16 protein-coding genes are annotated in these 16,453 nt (G+C 36.5%); 2 read left to right on the plus strand and 14 right to left on the minus strand.

The window, feature by feature from the left end; translation table 11 throughout:
- Positions 1-10 precede the first annotated feature (10 nt).
- The 8 genes from spoIIIAG to NX902_RS15595 form a co-directional block, all read right to left on the minus strand.
- Positions 11-664, minus strand: a complete 654-nt coding sequence (gene spoIIIAG / locus NX902_RS15560) for a stage III sporulation protein AG (RefSeq protein ID WP_123257908.1) — start codon at positions 662-664, stop codon at positions 11-13.
- Complete coding sequence (spoIIIAF, locus tag NX902_RS15565; protein ID WP_123257909.1) at positions 657-1,289, minus strand: stage III sporulation protein AF; 633 nt, start codon at positions 1,287-1,289, stop codon at positions 657-659. Before spoIIIAF ends, spoIIIAG begins: the two co-directional genes overlap by 8 nt.
- Before the next feature lie 15 nt (positions 1,290-1,304).
- Entirely contained in the window at positions 1,305-2,546 is a 1,242-nt protein-coding gene (spoIIIAE, locus tag NX902_RS15570) for a stage III sporulation protein AE (protein ID WP_413230974.1), read from the minus strand.
- 23 nt (positions 2,547-2,569) lie between these two features.
- Entirely contained in the window at positions 2,570-2,965 is a 396-nt protein-coding gene (gene spoIIIAD / locus NX902_RS15575; protein ID WP_047941134.1) for a stage III sporulation protein AD, read from the minus strand.
- Positions 2,966-2,973: 8 nt separating this feature from the next.
- Positions 2,974-3,180 (minus strand): stage III sporulation protein AC, encoded by a 207-nt coding sequence (gene spoIIIAC, locus NX902_RS15580; RefSeq protein WP_016204918.1) that lies wholly within the window; start codon positions 3,178-3,180, stop codon positions 2,974-2,976.
- Between the two features lie 17 nt (positions 3,181-3,197).
- A complete protein-coding gene (gene spoIIIAB, locus NX902_RS15585; RefSeq protein WP_163186043.1) occupies positions 3,198-3,713 on the minus strand; it encodes a stage III sporulation protein SpoIIIAB in 516 nt (171 codons plus the stop codon).
- Positions 3,714-4,640: a stage III sporulation protein AA gene (gene spoIIIAA, locus NX902_RS15590; protein ID WP_095332841.1), complete on the minus strand. Its 927-nt coding sequence runs from the start codon at positions 4,638-4,640 to the stop codon at positions 3,714-3,716.
- A gap of 266 nt (positions 4,641-4,906) precedes the next feature.
- On the minus strand, positions 4,907-5,278 hold the full coding sequence (locus tag NX902_RS15595) for a VOC family protein (protein ID WP_123257911.1): 372 nt from the start codon (positions 5,276-5,278) through the stop codon (positions 4,907-4,909).
- Positions 5,279-5,580: 302 nt separating this feature from the next.
- Here NX902_RS15595 and NX902_RS15600 point away from each other — a divergent pair, with 302 nt between their 5' ends.
- Together NX902_RS15600 and NX902_RS15605 are read left to right on the plus strand one after the other, a co-directional pair.
- Positions 5,581-6,972, plus strand: coding sequence for an alkaline phosphatase (locus NX902_RS15600; protein ID WP_163186040.1), 1,392 nt, complete (start codon positions 5,581-5,583; stop codon positions 6,970-6,972).
- A 67-nt stretch (positions 6,973-7,039) separates the two neighbouring features.
- Positions 7,040-7,756 carry a LysM peptidoglycan-binding domain-containing protein gene (locus NX902_RS15605; protein WP_341122989.1) on the plus strand — a complete coding sequence of 239 codons (717 nt, stop codon included), beginning with the start codon at positions 7,040-7,042 and terminating at the stop codon, positions 7,754-7,756.
- 108 nt (positions 7,757-7,864) lie between these two features.
- Here NX902_RS15605 and NX902_RS15610 read toward each other — a convergent pair whose 3' ends face one another.
- The 6 genes from NX902_RS15610 to NX902_RS15635 form a co-directional block, all read right to left on the minus strand.
- Positions 7,865-9,328 (minus strand): glycoside hydrolase family 1 protein, encoded by a 1,464-nt coding sequence (locus NX902_RS15610; RefSeq protein WP_341122990.1) that lies wholly within the window; start codon positions 9,326-9,328, stop codon positions 7,865-7,867.
- A gap of 39 nt (positions 9,329-9,367) precedes the next feature.
- Positions 9,368-11,674 carry an alpha-xylosidase gene (gene yicI / locus NX902_RS15615; protein ID WP_123259228.1) on the minus strand — a complete coding sequence of 769 codons (2,307 nt, stop codon included), beginning with the start codon at positions 11,672-11,674 and terminating at the stop codon, positions 9,368-9,370.
- Complete coding sequence (locus tag NX902_RS15620) at positions 11,661-12,575, minus strand: ROK family protein (protein WP_163186035.1); 915 nt, start codon at positions 12,573-12,575, stop codon at positions 11,661-11,663. The genes yicI and NX902_RS15620 overlap by 14 nt, the downstream gene beginning before the upstream one ends.
- 129 nt (positions 12,576-12,704) lie before the next feature.
- Entirely contained in the window at positions 12,705-14,354 is a 1,650-nt protein-coding gene (locus NX902_RS15625) for an ABC transporter substrate-binding protein (RefSeq protein ID WP_123257917.1), read from the minus strand.
- A 46-nt stretch (positions 14,355-14,400) separates the two neighbouring features.
- Complete coding sequence (locus NX902_RS15630) at positions 14,401-15,315, minus strand: carbohydrate ABC transporter permease (RefSeq protein WP_095332820.1); 915 nt, start codon at positions 15,313-15,315, stop codon at positions 14,401-14,403.
- 10 nt (positions 15,316-15,325) lie between these two features.
- Positions 15,326-16,282, minus strand: coding sequence for an ABC transporter permease (locus NX902_RS15635; protein WP_095332819.1), 957 nt, complete (start codon positions 16,280-16,282; stop codon positions 15,326-15,328).
- Between the last annotated feature and the right edge of the window lie 171 nt (positions 16,283-16,453).

Here is a 16,453-nt window from a genome sequence, read left to right on the forward strand (position 1 = left end):
TTCTTCCCCCTTAGTTTTGTTTAGGTTGTACAGAAACTCTATGACTAGGAACATCCAGCGCCCGAGTAACTGCTTCAACAATCATTGTTTTTACTTTTATATCTCCAGCTCCTTTTGCAACAACGAGAACTCCGGCTATTTTAGGTTTCATCGTCTCCACTACAATCGGAACTTGTTTATCTCCATTTGGTACTAATACAACTGTTTCTTCATTCGATGTTTCTTCCACATTCCGATTACCTCCCTGTGTATCCTTTTCTTCTGTTTTCTGGATCGTTTGGGATTGGTTTTTTTCATATACTTTCTTTTCTGATCCCTCTATATTTACATAGACAATTGCATCCTTAACCCCTGCTATCGCTGATATTGCTTCTTTAATTTCTTTTTTATATTGTTCTTCATAATCAGCAATAGTTAAATTACTACTATTGGCTTTTTGCCCAAATGTCTCTTCCGCCTCTTCAGAAGAAGCTTCATTATTATAAGCAGCGACTTCTTGAGCTTTATTATTGTCTTTAAAGAACATATTGCTTAACAGCATAATGGCGACTCCAAATAATACAACGATGACAATATAAGTGGTTTTCCCCTGTTTTTTTTCGTTTCCGTCATTTGACAGAATATTTTTCAACCAGCTTAATGGCCCTTTGTCCTTTTTATCCATTTTTCCCCTCCTCCCCTCCTTCGTACATAATTACAATTGCATCATTTCGCACTTCCCACTTTTCAGAAAGAAAGGAAATAATACTTTCTGTGTCCATTTGTTTTGTTTCCTTTTTATCAAGAAGAGGTTGCTGTGTATCAATTCGAACAGGGCTTACAGCTTCCACAACATTATTGGGATCCTGGCTTTCCTTCATATGAATAACCATTTCAGTTAGATTTGCAGGAAAGCCACCCTCCTTTTCTTTGTCAATTGATAATTGAATTGAATTAATCTCCATTCCGTAATTTGCTATCAACTCCTCATTTGCATCCTCTTTTAATTGGACAGCCATTTTATTTAATGTATATTCATCAAGTGAGGCTTGTATTTCTCTTTTTTTTAATTCAATGGAATTATTCATATTTTTTTGTTCAGGTTCACCCATTGCACTAGCTGAAAACACGGCTTCAAAGTCACTGGATATCAGCTTAAATACAGGTGTTAAAATGACGGTTATTAGGAGCAGGCCTGCGACCATCTTTGCATATTTCTGAAAAGTAGAGTTAGGCAATAGCATATCCACAACCGTTGCTAACAGTATAAAGAGAATAATATTTGTTACCCATTCTGTAATAAAATTCATTCTTTCGCCCCCTTTTTACCTAACCATCATCGTCAGATTACTGGCAACAATGATCACTGTAATGCTTAGAAAAAACATTAGGGATACAATTGCAAGTGCAGCAAAGACATAAATGACACTTTTACTAATAACATCTAAACATTTAATAACTGGCCCGCCGCCAATTGGCTGGAGAATGGCTGCTGCAAATTTATAGATAAAGGAAATCATTAAAATTTTTATGGCAGGAAATGCTACGAGAAGAAGGAGAATAACAACTCCTGCGATTCCAACCGTGTTTTTTAATAATAATGAAGCATTAATGACCGTATCTGTTGCATCGGTAAACATCCGTCCAATCACCGGGATGAAATTACCAGTTACAAACTTAGCTGTTTTAATTGTAATTCCATCTGTGATTGCAGATGATGCTCCTTGCACAGAAATTACTCCTAAGAAGATTGTTAAGAAAATACCCAAAATCCCAATGCTAATATTACGCAGCAAATTGGCGAGCTGAGTAACTTTATATTGCTCGGACAAACTGCTCACAACATGAAGCAGGGTTGATAAGAATAATAGGGGCAGCACAATATATTCAATTAACATACCGCTTGTATTCATCAAAAATAAGATAACTGGATGAAAGAAGGCAGCAGATATGGCGCCGCCAGAGGCTGCCATAAGGGCAAGCAATAACGGGACAAAGGCTAATATAAAATGGGTCATTTTCGAAATAGCATCACTTGCATAAGTGATAGCAACATGGAAGCTATTTAATGCAAGAATTATTAAAACCATAAAGACAATCGCGTATGCTACCTTACTGATGGAGCTTTTCTCAAATGAATTCTGAAGCATTTGAAGCATGACACTAAAAATAGTCAGTAGAATTAACGAACCTAATAATTTGCCATTTACAATAATCTCGTGGAAAGCAAATTGAAGTATCCCATGGAAGAAGCCTTGTAAATCAAAGCTTTTATCCCCTGTCATAAAATCATAGAGACTGCCTTTTTGACTTTCTGGCAGAAATCCACCATACTCTGTTTTGATGGAATCCCAAAAAGTTGTTAATTCATTAAGATCCAGAGATTCTAGTTGAGATTCAACTATTTTTGTGGGGTCCATTCCTTCTTCCTTTATTTCTTCTGCTGCTTCTGCTTCTAGTGAGTCTTGTGATTCATGAGGTGAGGCTTGTACAATCGGTTGATATAGAAAAAAGAGAGCTGCCATAACGAGTAGGACGACTTTCAACTTTGTTTTCAATTTTTTCACCTCGAAATAAGCGGTTTCCTAAGTTAATTGGGAATCATATTTAAAATAGTTTCTACTAAGACGGTTAAAATCGGAACAGCCATTGCCAATATCAATATCTTCCCTGCTAGTTCAATCTTAGATGCTATCGATCCTTGTCCAGCATCTTTTGTAATTTGCACAGCAAATTCTGCAATATAGGCAATACCAATTATTTTTAGAATCGTTTCGACATAAACGGTATTTACTTTTGCATTCAATGCTATCCTTTCCACCATTTGAATGATTGCAGCTATTTGGTCTACAAGAAAAAGAAAGATGGCACACCCGACAAAAACAACTAATAAAAAGGCGATATTTGGCTTTTGTTCTTTTACAACAAGTGCTAAAAATGTGGAAACAAGTGCAATTCCAACTATTTGAAGAATTTCAATGATGATATCCTCCCTTACCCTTGGAATAAAAATACTGCTTTGATTTTCTGGAATAAGTCATTTACAATATTCGCTACCATAAATAGAATGTAAATAAATCCAAATAATGTGACCCACTGTGCATATTCTTTTTTGCCGACTTGGTCGAGGATTGTGTGTAAAAAAGCAACAACGATTCCAACACCAGCGATTTTGAATATAATATCGACCTCTAAACCCATAAAAGTCTCCTCCTAAACTACATCAATAAAATGACAATCAGCAGACCCGAAAGAAATCCTAAGCTCCTTATCATTTTTTCATATTTCCCTTGTATTTCCCTTGCTTCCTCTTCTTCTCTTTCCAGATGGGTAAGTGTTAACATGATCTGCTTCTGCTGAGAAAAACGATCATGCCTTCCTAATGTTTCTCCAAATTGTTTCATAATTTCTAATTCTGAATCCTTCATCGCTGTTTTTTTCCAAATCTCATGCAAAGAGGCTGTCCATGCCTCTTTCACCGTTGTATCCTCTTTAAGCAAGCGTTCTGCAAAACCGGCAAAAAAGGAACGTAATGGTTCATTTAATTGTTCAGCTAAGCGTCTGCTTGCTTCATGCAAGGGGGTATGTCCATACATAATCTCCGCTTCCAAAGATTGCAGGGCAGATTTTAATGCGCGTATTTGCTTCGGTCTTTGACTTAATAGCTTGGAAAATTCCATTCCACCCCAGCTTGTAGAAGCAAGGATCAAGATTGCCCCAATTATTTTAATCATTTATTTCACCTTCATTTCATCCATCAATAACTGGCCTTGTCCATTTTTTATCGCTGTTACAGTCCCAGGACCTTTCCTTCTATTTAATTCAATATATCGTTCGAATATGCCCATTTTTATCATGCTAGAAAGCATTGGTCGTTTTTTAACTTCTTCCAAGCTTGAACCATGTGTAGTCATTATTAATTGAATACCTGCATTCACTGCTTCTAGTATTGCTTCTTCATCCTCTTTCCGACCAACCTCATCCACTATGAGGACGTCTGGACTCATGGAGCGAATCATCATCATCATTCCTTCTGCTTTTGGACAAGCATCCAGTACGTCTACACGAGGACCAAATGTCATTTGTGGAATACCATCCAAGCATCCAGCAATTTCAGACCGCTCATCCACAATTCCTACTTTTGCTGGTTTTATTAATGAATTATCCGCATCCGAAGAAATCAATCTAGCAATATCTCTCAATAAAGTCGTTTTCCCGGTCTGTGGAGGGCCAATAATCATCGTATGACGCCATTTCCCTTTATCATATAAATAAGGAATAAATGGATTTGCTATGCCAATTTGCTCCTTTGCAATTCGAATATTAAAAGATGCTACGTCCCTTATTGCCTTAACTTTGCTATCTTGTAAAATGACCTTGCCTGCTAGGCCAATCCGATGTCCACCTTGAACCGTGATATATCCTCTTTTCAATTCTTCTTCCATTGTATAAACGGAATACTGACTGATTTTATTCAATAATTGGTTTCCATCCTCTTTCGAAACAATAAACGGAAAAAAGATAGACCGTCCATTTATAAATACTTCTAAAGGTCTACCTATGCGTACTCGAATCTCTTCCATCCCTAATCTTTCTGATGGAGGGATTGTGAGAATAAGATTTTCGATTGCTTTAGGCAAAAAAGAATAGATAGTATTCACAATAGTTCCTCCTTAATGAAATTTCCTAGTTTAGATTGGCTGCTTTGTAATGACATATATAGGATGACTTATTAAAATGTATGCTTGTCTTCTTTTTTTATGTCATCTCCCCATTAATTCAGCTATTTTTTCTGATTGTTTTTAGGAGAATGGTTGAGGTACAAGTATTCGAAGGTTGTTTTTTCAGACAAAAAATATGGGAACGTCTAAATTGACGTTCCCAATCTTATTTCGTTAAGGAAAAGATAATTTAATTTATGATCATCTTACCAGTGGACTTGAAGCTTATTACCATTTGGGTCATAAAAATGGAAAAAGAAGTGACCATTGTCTTCCTTTATATCCTCTACCTTAACTTGATTGTCCATTAAGTGTTGATGAAACTCAGATAACTGTGGACTTGTAAAGCCAATGCTAAATTCTTCTTCATTATCAATTGTAAAATGTGCAAATGTTTCATCGTTGGTAGGAACTAAGATAAGTAAGAAAGGTCCTTCATTTACTTTTAAAATAGCAAGTTCCCCCGTATTGTTTAGTAACTGGAGCCCTAATACATCTCTATACCATCTTGCAGACAGTTCTAAATCTTTTACAGGAATTCTAATATAATGTACTTGTTCAATAAATGATTTACTCATAATCTTCTCTCCCTTTTTTTACTCCGATAAACTAAATAATTCCCTTTCTACCTACGTTTCTCCTTCTGATTATTGCAGTTTATCCCTACCTTGCAAGGAATTTCAGCTGATTTCCCAAGAGTAGACTCTCTTTATCATACATTCTGCCATTTATGCATTCTTTGGGAAAGAACGTCTATCCTAACCTCCACTACATACAAAAATCTGCTGACTTCAGACAATTGAGTTATACATGGTTAAAAAACCACTTTTTTTCAAATGCTATACCTAATTAAAAACCAAAAGTAGGGAGGGAAAAAAACATGAAAAAGCTGCTTCTCGTATTTATTTCCATAAGTCTAAGTTTTGTTCTTGTTCTTTCCATGCAACCAAGAACAGAAAAGCCTGCTTTCAGTAAGGAACAAAAGAGGAAACCAAAGAATGTTATCTTGCTCATCGGCGATGGTATGGGAGTTGGACAAATGGAGATTGCTCGATTATTTGAACATGGAGCAAATGGGAGACTTTTTATAGAAACGCTTCCCCATACCGCCATTGTTCATACTTCATCTAGCAATAATCGGGTAACAGACTCTGCTGCCGGAGGGACAGCTCTTGCCATTGGAAGGAAAACAAATAATGGAATGATTGGTATTACAGCAGAAGGAAAAAATGTAGATAGTATTTTAGACAAATTTAAAAGAGATGGAAAAAAAACGGCCATCATCACAACAAATTCTGTTACAGATGCCACACCTGCCAGCTTTACCGCAAGCGTCAATAATAGATGGGCTGATCAGGAGGAAATTGCTAAACAACAATTGAGTAATAAGGTGGATATTATCATGGGAGGAGGCAAAAAATATTTTACTCATAAGGATAAACGGGGAACAGATCTTATAGATGCTTATAAAAAAGCTGGATATGATTTTCTAACAACTGCTGAGGAATTAGAAAAAACGAAGTCCCAAAAATGGCTTGGATTATTCGGTGATGCTCATTTGAATTTTCAACTTGATAGAAGTCATATCAAAACAACCGAACCAACATTGGAGGAAATGACGAAAAAGGCATTAGACGTGCTATCAAGTGAACAAAAAGGATTTTTTGCAATGATTGAAGGAGGTCGAATAGATCACGCCTCACATGCTTCTGATATAACTGGTATATGGAAAGAAACAGTTGCATTTGATGAAGTGGTTAAGTACTGTGTGGAATGGGCGAAGAAAAGAAACGATACATTGGTTGTTGTTGCAGCAGATCACGAAACAATGGGCATATCTGCTACAGAAGCGTTAGATATTAGTGGTTTAAAAAAGGTTTCAGCGTCCCCTCATTATATGGCTCAGCAATTAATAAAGAAAAAAACAAATAATGGCTATACGGCAAAAAGCATAAAGAAAGTTTTTAAAGACTATGCTGGAATAGACCTCAGGAAAGATGAGCTGCTTCAGCTGCAAATAAATCCGAAAGTAAATAACGGACAAGTATATCGAGAACAACAAATGGACTGGAAAATTGGCACTATTATCGCGAACCATTATCATGCAGGAATTGTAGATTCACTCACCCAGCAGCTTAGTTCAACAGGCGGCCATACAAGCAATATGATTGTTGTATTTGCAGTTGGGACAGGAGCAGAAGAATTTCATGGTGTTTTAGATAACACCGATATCCCTAGAAAAATTGCTGCGATTATGGGATATGCCTTCTAAGAAATAAAAAGGGAAAGTCCAACCAATTATAAGCACTTCATCATATGCTATCATGAGGTGATATGATATGTTTTCTAAACCAACTTCCGTGACATATATATCAAACGAATTTCGTGCAACTGGTAAAAACATGCACTTTGGGATAGATTTTGCCCACAATGGCGTCAATGCAATTAAAGCTTGTGCTGACGGGATTGTCAGCAGATCCTATTACTCGGCGAGTTACGGAGAATGCATTATGATTCTTCATAAAATATCTGGACAAGAATATGAAACAGTGTATGCGCATTTGAAAAGAGGATCTCGAAAAGTGAAGGTTGGCGATTATGTAAAAAAAGGACAAGTTATTGGCATTATGGGGAGTACAGGAGAATCAACAGGTCAGCATTTGCACTTTGAATTACACATTGGTCGTTGGAATATCAATAAATCTAACGCAGTCAATCCATTACCATATTTCGAATCAGATTCTAATACAACCCCCTCACGTAATACAGAATATATTGTAAAAAAAGGAGATACCCTGTATCAAATTAGCAGAAAATATGAGACAACAATTAAAGTTCTACGTGCTTTTAACCAGATAGAAAACCAAGATATCATCAATGTCGGACAAAAAATTAAAATACCATCCCAAAAGGCTGTCTATTATGTGGTGAAAAAAGGAGATACAGTCAGCCGAATAGCAAAAAATTTTCATACAAGTGCGGGAAAAATAAAGGAATGGAATCAATTGAAAAATGTAGACAAAATTTACCCTGGCCAAAAACTAAGAGTAGGATAATTTATATTTATCCTACTCTTAGACTGTAGACAAACTCTTATTTTTTGGAAATAGAAGTTTGAGTTAAGTATATTTATTAATTTCTTTAAAACAGGGGGTTGTTTTCCGCTATTTAATCGACACACCATTTTCTAAAATAAGCTGCTTATACCAATAATAGCTTTCTTTCGGTATCCTTCTTAAATCCTTTTCTTCATGCTCCGTTCTATTTACAAAAACAAAACCGTAACGTTTTTTATATCCATTCAACCAACTTAATAAATCAGTAAAGGACCATGCGCAATACCCGATAATGTCCACTCCATCTGTTATTGCTTTTTTCATTTCTATTATATGCTTTTTTAAATAATCAATACGGTAATGATCCTTTATGCGGCCATCCTCAGCGATTGTGTCAATAGCACCTAAGCCATTTTCAGTAATAAAAATTGGTAAATCATATCTTGCCTGTACTCTTCTTAATGCGATTCGAAAACCAATTGGATCTATTTCCCATCCCCAATCTGTCTTTTGCAAATATGGATTGTCGACTGCATTAAACATCGGAATCTCTGGAGATACTGCTTGGCCGCTTTTAGGCTGCATTAAATATGGATCAGTTCCTGAAAATTCTTTTTCGCCATTCTTGTCAGCAAGCTCCAGTCGATTTTGCTGTGCTGTACCACCATGGTAATAATTAATACCTAAAAAGTCTGGTTTAGCGGATTTTAATAAAATTTCATCTTCTTTCAAAACGGTGGGAGCAATTCCAAGTCTCTCTAGTTGTTTCTTGACAAACTTTGGATAAGTTCCTTTACAATATACATCTAGCCACCAATCATTGTTAAATGCCTCGCCATTTTCTGCAGCTAATACATTAGCTGGATCTGCATTTAAAGGGTACATCGGTCCATACCCAAAACTTGGTCCGATCTTTCCATTCGGTACTATTTCATGAAATAACTTAATTGCTTCCGCATTTGCAAGATTAATAATATGATTGGCTTCATACATTCTTTTTAAATCGGTAACCGCAGGTGGATGTATGGCCCATCGGTAACCAAGTGTGGTGAAAACATTTTGTTCATTCATGGATACCCAGTAAGTAACCTTTTTTCCCAATCTACGATATAACACTTCACAATATTTTTTAAAGGCTTTAATTGTTTCTCGAGACTCCCAGCCATTAAAGCGCTCCTGTAATGATAGTGGTAAATCCCAGTGATAAAGAGTGATAACCGGTTCAATCTTATTAACCAATAACTCATCTACTAATCTTTCATAAAATAATAAACCTGCTTCATTCACCTGACCGTCTCCATCTGGGATTACTCTGCTCCAAGAAATGCTAAAGCGATATGCCTTTAAACCCATTTCTACCATCAATCTCACATCATCCTTGTATAGATGATAATGATCGACGGCTACATCTCCAGTTGTTCCTTCATATGTTTTTCCTTTTATTTTAGAGAAAGTATCCCAAATAGACGGTCCTTTTCCATCAACATTCCAAGCTCCTTCAATTTGGTACGCAGCAGATGCAGCCCCCCATAGAAAATCGGCTGGAAAGTCATCCAATTGTTTATGGTACATAACTTCTGTCCCTTCCTTTTCCTTAACCCTTCTACTCGTTTAGCCAAGTGTCCATTTTTGTTTTGATGAAATAATCCGGGTGGAATTATTTTCTACCTTCACTTCTGGGGCTGGAGGAATATCCGTTACTCCATGTAAAATAATTTCATATTTATTTATGCCAGTAACCTCTATTTCATACCGCCCGTGCTTTTTCGATACCATGACATTCGCTTGTTTTTCCCCATCTTTGCTATATATTGCAGCTGAAAGGAGTTGGTTTTCATGTAAATCAAATACGTGAATCTTCGGCTTTTCCGTATAATCATATACTGCTTGTTCCTTGCAGCTTCCTTCGATAATAATGCTATTTGGGCGGACCAATAACGGCAGTGTAAAATAATCATACGATTGCTCATACCAATGACCACCTTCATATAATTCTCCTGTTAAATAATTGGTCCAAACACCTTTTATCTCTGGGACATAAAAATTAACTTTGCCGTCTTCTCTAAAAATTGGTGCTACTAATAGATTATCTCCGAGCATGTATTGACGATCTAAAGTATGAGTGGATATATCATCTGGGAACTCTAAAACCATTGGTCTCATCATAGGTATCCCTTTTTCTGCAGTATATACAGATTGAGCAATTAAATATGGCATTAAACTCAGTTTCAATTTTGTAAAGGTGCGTGTAACCTCCACTGCCTCTTCTCCATACATCCAAGGCACTTTATACTCCCAGCTTCCGTGATAGCGGCTGTGGGAAGATAATAGACCAAACTGCGTCCATCTTTTATAAATATCTGGCGTTGCTCCTGCCTCAAATCCTGAGATATCATGACTCCAATAACCAAAACCGCCAAGACCAAAAGATAACCCTGCCCGAAGCGTCTCAGCCATTGATGGATAATCAGAAGTATTATCCCCACCCCAATGTACCGGAAACTTTTGCGAACCAACGGATGCAGACCTGGCAAATACTACTGCTTCTTCTTTTCCGCGCACCTCTACTAAAAGGTTATAAACTACTTCGTTATACAAATAGGCATAGTAATTATGCATTCTTTCCGGATCAGACCCGTCATAATAAACGCAATCTATTGGTATTCGTTCGCCAAAGTCTGTCTTAAAAGAGTCGACTCCCATATCAAGCAAAGAGGTTAACTGGGACTGATACCACTTCACAGCCGCAGGATTGGTAAAATCCACAATTGCCATTCCTGCTTGCCACTTATCCCATTGCCAAATATCACCATTAGCTTTTGTTAAGAAGTAGCCTTTTGCCATCCCTTCATCAAATAAAGGTGACTTTTGGCCAATATACGGATTAATCCACACACAGATTTTTAATCCTTTCGCTTTTAACCTCGCTAACATCTTTTCAGGTTCTGGAAAGATATCTTGATCCCAAGTAAAATTACACCATTCATATTCTTTCATCCATAAACAATCAAAATGAAAAACTTCTAAAGGAATATCATGCTCTGCCATTCCATCAACAAAAGAAGTAACTGTTTTCTCATCATAATCAGTTAAAAAGGAAGTGCTTAACCAAAGACCAAAGGACCATGCGGGTGGCATTGATGGTTTCCCTGTCAAGTCAGTATAATTTTCTAACACTTGCTTTAGATCTCCGCCACCAATAACATAATATTCCATCATTTCACCAGGTACGCTAAATTGCACCTTCGAAACCTTTTCACTTCCAATTTCAAAACTAGCTTTGCCTGGAGTATTCACAAATACACCATACCCATTGTTGCTTACGTAGAATGGAATATTTTTATATGCCTGTTCCGTACCAGTCCCACCATCCGCATTCCAAATTTCGACTGTTTGCCCGTTTTTCACAAAATGGGTAAACCGTTCCCCTAAACCATAAATGTTCTCTCCTACACCAATAGACAATTGTTCGCTGATATGGTAATCTCCCTGTGGATCTTTAATATATCCTTTACTTCTCGGATTGCTTTCTGTAAGAATTCGTCCCTTATATTTAAAAGTAATCGTAAAGGTTTCTCCCTTTGTCACAATGGCACTTAAATCCCCGGCAACAAAAGAATAGGTAGATTCCGATTCTGAAATATCTGGAACAATTTCTTTTTTATTGATAACAAAATGCGGCTCAAGCTTTTTTGTTCCTTTATAATGGTACATTCTGACACCAATTATATCTGGATGTGGAGTGAATAGTTCAACAGTCATCATCCCTCCATCTAATGTTGCCCCTTTATGATTTATATAGGAAAAAGGAGCATATAAAGTTAAGATATTTTTTGATTGTCTTGTCGAATACACATGTGTAGCATAGTTCACTTCAAAACCGTCTTTAACTAACCATCCGCCATTAAGAAATTTCATTCCTTTCACACTCCCCTTGCTTTAAATGGTTTTCAACTAAAATATATGCCCCCCATAAGCCCGAATCATTATAATGCTTACATATTTGTACAGGTACCATGAAATCTTGCCAGTATGGTATTGTGTTTAATGCCTCCTTTATATAAGAATATAGTGCAGGATTTTGACTTATGCCGCCACCAATTAGGACCTTTTCGGGATTGAAAATAACGACAGAATTAAATATCGCTACTGCAACGTACTTGCACCACTCTCTAATTATCTCTTTTACTTTATGATCTGTTGCTAAAGAAAATATTTCTTCGCCAGCTATTTCCGCTTCAGGTGGGAGTCCATATTTTCCCTTATAAAGGCTAATAAGTGCGCTTGTGGATGCTAACTCATGAAGTGTTTTATTTGGGAATCTCCCATAATCTGTAAGCATCATGCCTAATTCACCAGCTCGATAAGAGTGGCCCTTTATTGTTTGGTTCTGATAGTAAATCGCGCCGCCAACTCCAGTCCCCAGTGTTAAGAGAATAAAGTCATTAATATCGATTGCTGCACCGTTATACTTTTCTGCTAGCGCGGCGCAATTCGCATCATTTTCTATATAGATTGGACAATCTATTGTTAATCTTTTCTTTAATTCGTTTACTATATCTACTCCATTAATAGAAGTAATTGCACCTGCTAGAATAGGAACTCCATTTACTGAATCTATAAATCCAGGAAAGCTTATACCTATCCCTTTAATAGATGCTAATAGGCTCAAATCTACTATTTTTGCAGTCAAACTAGATAGAAAACTTTCTTTGTCATGTCTATCTGTTTTGAATTTGCCCTTTTGGACAATGTTAGAGCGTTCAATTAGTCCATATTTCACAAATGTTCCACCTACATCAAAACTTATCACAGCCATAACCAATCTCCCCTTAAAGGGATGAAACATTAGAAAGATAGGAAAAACTATTCTGCTTTGTTCCAACAGAGTCGTTTTAAGAAGAAATAGTTTTTATTTCCCAGATGTTTCACCCAAAAAAGTAAATCTTTAATTCTCCCATAACTCCATTCGATCTTTTACTAATCCAGTCATATCCGAACTAGCTTTATCAATCCCCATCTCCTTTAATTTTGTTTGCATTTCTGACCATTTCTGTTCAAACTCACTTGGAGGGGAAATGATAATATCAGTAATTGCTTGTGTTGTGTAGTCGTCTGCCTTTTGTTGAATCACTGTCAAATCACTGCTTGCTGGAATAGCTATTTCATAAGCACGACCATGCTTTGTCTGACCTAGTTCATCTGGAGATGGGAAGAAGTCTGCCCACACTTCATGACCATAACTACTTATAACCTCTTTTTCTTCCTCCGTATAATTCGACATGGCTAATTCTTTCGTATCAGACCTTGATATTGGTTGCCCAGTGGAGTCAACTGCTCCTGTTCCCCATTGTGGAAACGGGTAAATATAGTTCCCGACTCCTGTTTTAAGGGAATAATTAGGATCTGTTTGCGATTCTTTAATATCGGTCGCAACACGTTTTCCATCCTTGATTTCATAGTTTTCTCCTTCTATCCCCCAGTTAACTAAGATTTGTGCTTCTTCTGACGCCATCCAGTCTAAAAATCCAAAAGCCTTTTCTTGTTGTTTACTTGTAGAGGAAATGGAAACACCAACCGTGCCTGTATATCCATAGTCTTTTGTATCTGGCTGTAAAATACCTTCTTCTAATGTCACAGGAAGTGGTGCATAAGTTCTCCACGACTGTCCATCTGCTTTAAGAGCCGCAATTCCATCATTTATATCCCAGTTTTGATCCGCTAAACCTATGACACGGCCCGAAGATATTTTTGCAATGTATGTGTCATATTTTTGAGTAAAACTCTCTGGATCTACTAATCCTTCATCATACATATGGTTGAGCCATTTAAAGTACTCTTTTACTTTCTCATCTTGGAATTTATATCTTGTCTCGCCTGTACTTTCATCCACCAGCCATTGCCCATCATCCTGATATCCAGATGCATATCCTGCTGGGTTTCCTACTGTAATGAGCCATCTCCAGTCACTACCTAATAAAGATAAGCCAATCGTATCTTGTCCATTGATTTGCGGATACTTTTCTTTATAAGCTTTTAAAGCATTCTCGTAATCTTCTAAAGTTTTAATCTCTGGATAGCCTAATTCTTTTAATACTTCTAATTGTATTTTAAATGTTCCGCTAGGATTTAATACTGTATTCGTCATGCCGCCTGTACCCACATGGTAAATCTGCGGATCTTCTGTATTGTTCTTTAGGCGGACTAGTTGATCACCATACAGAGCTTTCAAATTATCCCCCTTGTCTTCAATCAGTTCATCTAATGGGATAACAGCTCCAGCATCAATTAATTTATTAAGATCGCCTTTGCCAAAAATTAAGTCAGGATAATCGCCGCTAGCAATCATTAAAGGAACTGCTTGTGTATCGCCACCAACCGGATGAGAAATTTCTAATTTTACCCCTGTTTTTTTGGTAATTTCTTTAGCAACCGGATTATCAAATTTGTCATCCTTCGTTAAATCCGCACTAAAAAACGTTAGGGTTGTTATGTCTCCATCTTTCTCTTTTTCTGAATCAACAGCTTTATTACAAGCTGCAAGTAACAGACTTGCCGATAACACCGAACCTGCCATTATCATTTTCTTCCATTTCATAAAAAAATCCCTCCTAATAATAAGCAAAATAGGCTAACCTAGCTGATTAATTTTTCACTGCTCCTAATGTTAATCCTGAAACAAAATATTTTTGCAGAAATGGATATACTAGCAATATTGGTACAGTAGCAATAATAGTGATTGCCATCTTAATAGATTCTGGAGTAGTTTTTCCTGCATTTAATTGCTCCATAGCTGAATTACTGACATTTCCCGTTGATTGTGCACTAGCATTGTCTAAAATCTTCATTAATTCATATTGTAGTGTTGTTAGATTAACATTCCCCCTCGCATATAAATAGGTATCGAACCAGCTATTCCATTGACCAACAGCGATAAAAAGAGCTATTGTGGCAATCGCTGGAATGCATAACGGCATAATAATCTTGTAAAATATAACAAAGTCATTTGCTCCGTCTATTTTTGCTGATTCTTCCAGTGCATCTGGTAAACTATCAATAAAGGATCTTATAACGATTACATTAAAAGCACTTAGTAATGCTGGAATAATATAGACAGCAAAACTGTTAATCAATCCTAAATTGCGAATTAAAATATATCCAGGGATTAGTCCGCCGCTGACATACATCGTAACGATCAATAATGTTGTAAGATGTTTTCGAAAGATGAAGTCTTTTCGGCTAATGACATAAGCCATTACACATGTACATAAAACTCCTGCTATAGTACCAATGACTGTTCTTAAAACAGAATTGGTAAAGGCTAACAGCAGTTGATCATTATTGCTGAAGATTTCTATATAGTTTGCAAAAGTAAATTCCCTTGGCAAAATGCGCAATCCACCTTTAGCTGTATCCACTGAATCATTTAATGAAATAGCTAGAACATTTAAAAATGGATAGAGTGTGGCGATAATGATGATAATCATTATTGCTCCAATGACTAAATCAAAGCCAGTAGGTCGATTTATGCTCTTTTTCTTCCTGAATAAATTTGTCATTTTAGCCTCCTTACATAAGTCCGCCATTTCCTGATTTTTTGGCAATATTATTAAATATAAAGATAAGAATAATACTAACGACTGATTTAAAAATTCCTATTGCTGTACCATAGGAATATCTAAACATACCAATACCGTAATCAAGAGCATACTTGTCCAGTACAAGCGCTTTATCTGCTACGATATTATTTCCAAGCAGCATTTGTTTTTCAAATCCAATATTAATAAGATTGCCAATACTCAAAATTAGTAATATAAGGATAATAGGTTTGATAGATGGAAGTGTAATGTGGATCATTTGTTTAAAGCGACTTGCTCCATCTACCCAAGCTGCTTCATACATTTCTTTATCGATACTCACCATTGCGGCGAGATAAATAATGGCATTCCACCCCATCTCTTTCCAAACATCAGAGAATGTGACAATATACCAAAACTTATTGGGATCACTCATAAATTGTATTGGGGTATCAATGATATGGAGGGACAATAATAATTCATTCAATGCTCCATTTGTTGAAAGCATGGTAGTTACAATGTTTGCTACAATTACCCACGATACAAAATGCGGAAGATATGATACGGTCTGTGTAAATTTCTTAAATCTTGTGAATCGCAGCTCATTTAATAAGAGAGCCAAAGCAATTGAGCTTGCGGTTCCAAAAACAATTCCTAATCCACCCATACCCAATGTATTAATTAATGCCCGATAAAATAATTCATCCTCAAACAGCGCTTTAAAATGCTTGAGACCAACCCATGGAGATTCTAGTACTCCTAATGCTGGCTTATAATCTTGAAAAGCCATAATCCATCCAAAAAGGGGTAGATAACAAAAAATGATAAGCCAAATTACCAAGGGTAGTGCCATGATGATAAGTACTTTTTGATCTTTCAGCTTTTTCCAGGTTATTTTTTTCTCCTTTTGGGGCTTTTTTTCTTGCTTAACAAGAGGTGCTATCTCCATCTCTCCCCACTCCCTATCTAAAGTAACTTCTTTATAAATAAAGTATAATTGGATACGCTTTCATTTTTAATAGTAATTCTTAGTGTAGTAAGTAGTAAAAAATAGTGTTTTGAAAGCGTTTAATTTATTGATATATTCTTTAAAATAAACCAAAAGTGCTCATGGCTGAAT

Source organism: Niallia sp. FSL W8-0954, from assembly GCF_038005605.1.
Classification (GTDB): domain Bacteria; phylum Bacillota; class Bacilli; order Bacillales; family Cytobacillaceae; genus Niallia; species Niallia circulans_A.

What these genes read in the sequence shown, in the direction of transcription:
- spoIIIAG (WP_123257908.1), bottom strand. Translation starts at nt 664, where the DNA reads ATGGATAAAAAGGACAAAGGGCCATTAAGCTGGTTGAAAAATATTCTG.
- spoIIIAF (WP_123257909.1), bottom strand. Translation starts at nt 1,289, where the DNA reads ATGAATTTTATTACAGAATGGGTAACAAATATTATTCTCTTTATACTG.
- spoIIIAC (WP_016204918.1), bottom strand. Translation starts at nt 3,180, where the DNA reads ATGGGTTTAGAGGTCGATATTATATTCAAAATCGCTGGTGTTGGAATC.
- spoIIIAB (WP_163186043.1), bottom strand. Translation starts at nt 3,713, where the DNA reads ATGATTAAAATAATTGGGGCAATCTTGATCCTTGCTTCTACAAGCTGG.
- NX902_RS15595 (WP_123257911.1), bottom strand. Translation starts at nt 5,278, where the DNA reads ATGAGTAAATCATTTATTGAACAAGTACATTATATTAGAATTCCTGTA.
- NX902_RS15600 (WP_163186040.1), top strand. Translation starts at nt 5,581, where the DNA reads ATGAAAAAGCTGCTTCTCGTATTTATTTCCATAAGTCTAAGTTTTGTT.
- NX902_RS15605 (WP_341122989.1), top strand. Translation starts at nt 7,040, where the DNA reads ATGTTTTCTAAACCAACTTCCGTGACATATATATCAAACGAATTTCGT.
- NX902_RS15610 (WP_341122990.1), bottom strand. Translation starts at nt 9,328, where the DNA reads ATGTACCATAAACAATTGGATGACTTTCCAGCCGATTTTCTATGGGGG.
- yicI (WP_123259228.1), bottom strand. Translation starts at nt 11,674, where the DNA reads ATGAAATTTCTTAATGGCGGATGGTTAGTTAAAGACGGTTTTGAAGTG.
- NX902_RS15620 (WP_163186035.1), bottom strand. Translation starts at nt 12,575, where the DNA reads ATGGCTGTGATAAGTTTTGATGTAGGTGGAACATTTGTGAAATATGGA.
- NX902_RS15625 (WP_123257917.1), bottom strand. Translation starts at nt 14,354, where the DNA reads ATGAAATGGAAGAAAATGATAATGGCAGGTTCGGTGTTATCGGCAAGT.
- NX902_RS15630 (WP_095332820.1), bottom strand. Translation starts at nt 15,315, where the DNA reads ATGACAAATTTATTCAGGAAGAAAAAGAGCATAAATCGACCTACTGGC.
- NX902_RS15635 (WP_095332819.1), bottom strand. Translation starts at nt 16,282, where the DNA reads ATGGAGATAGCACCTCTTGTTAAGCAAGAAAAAAAGCCCCAAAAGGAG.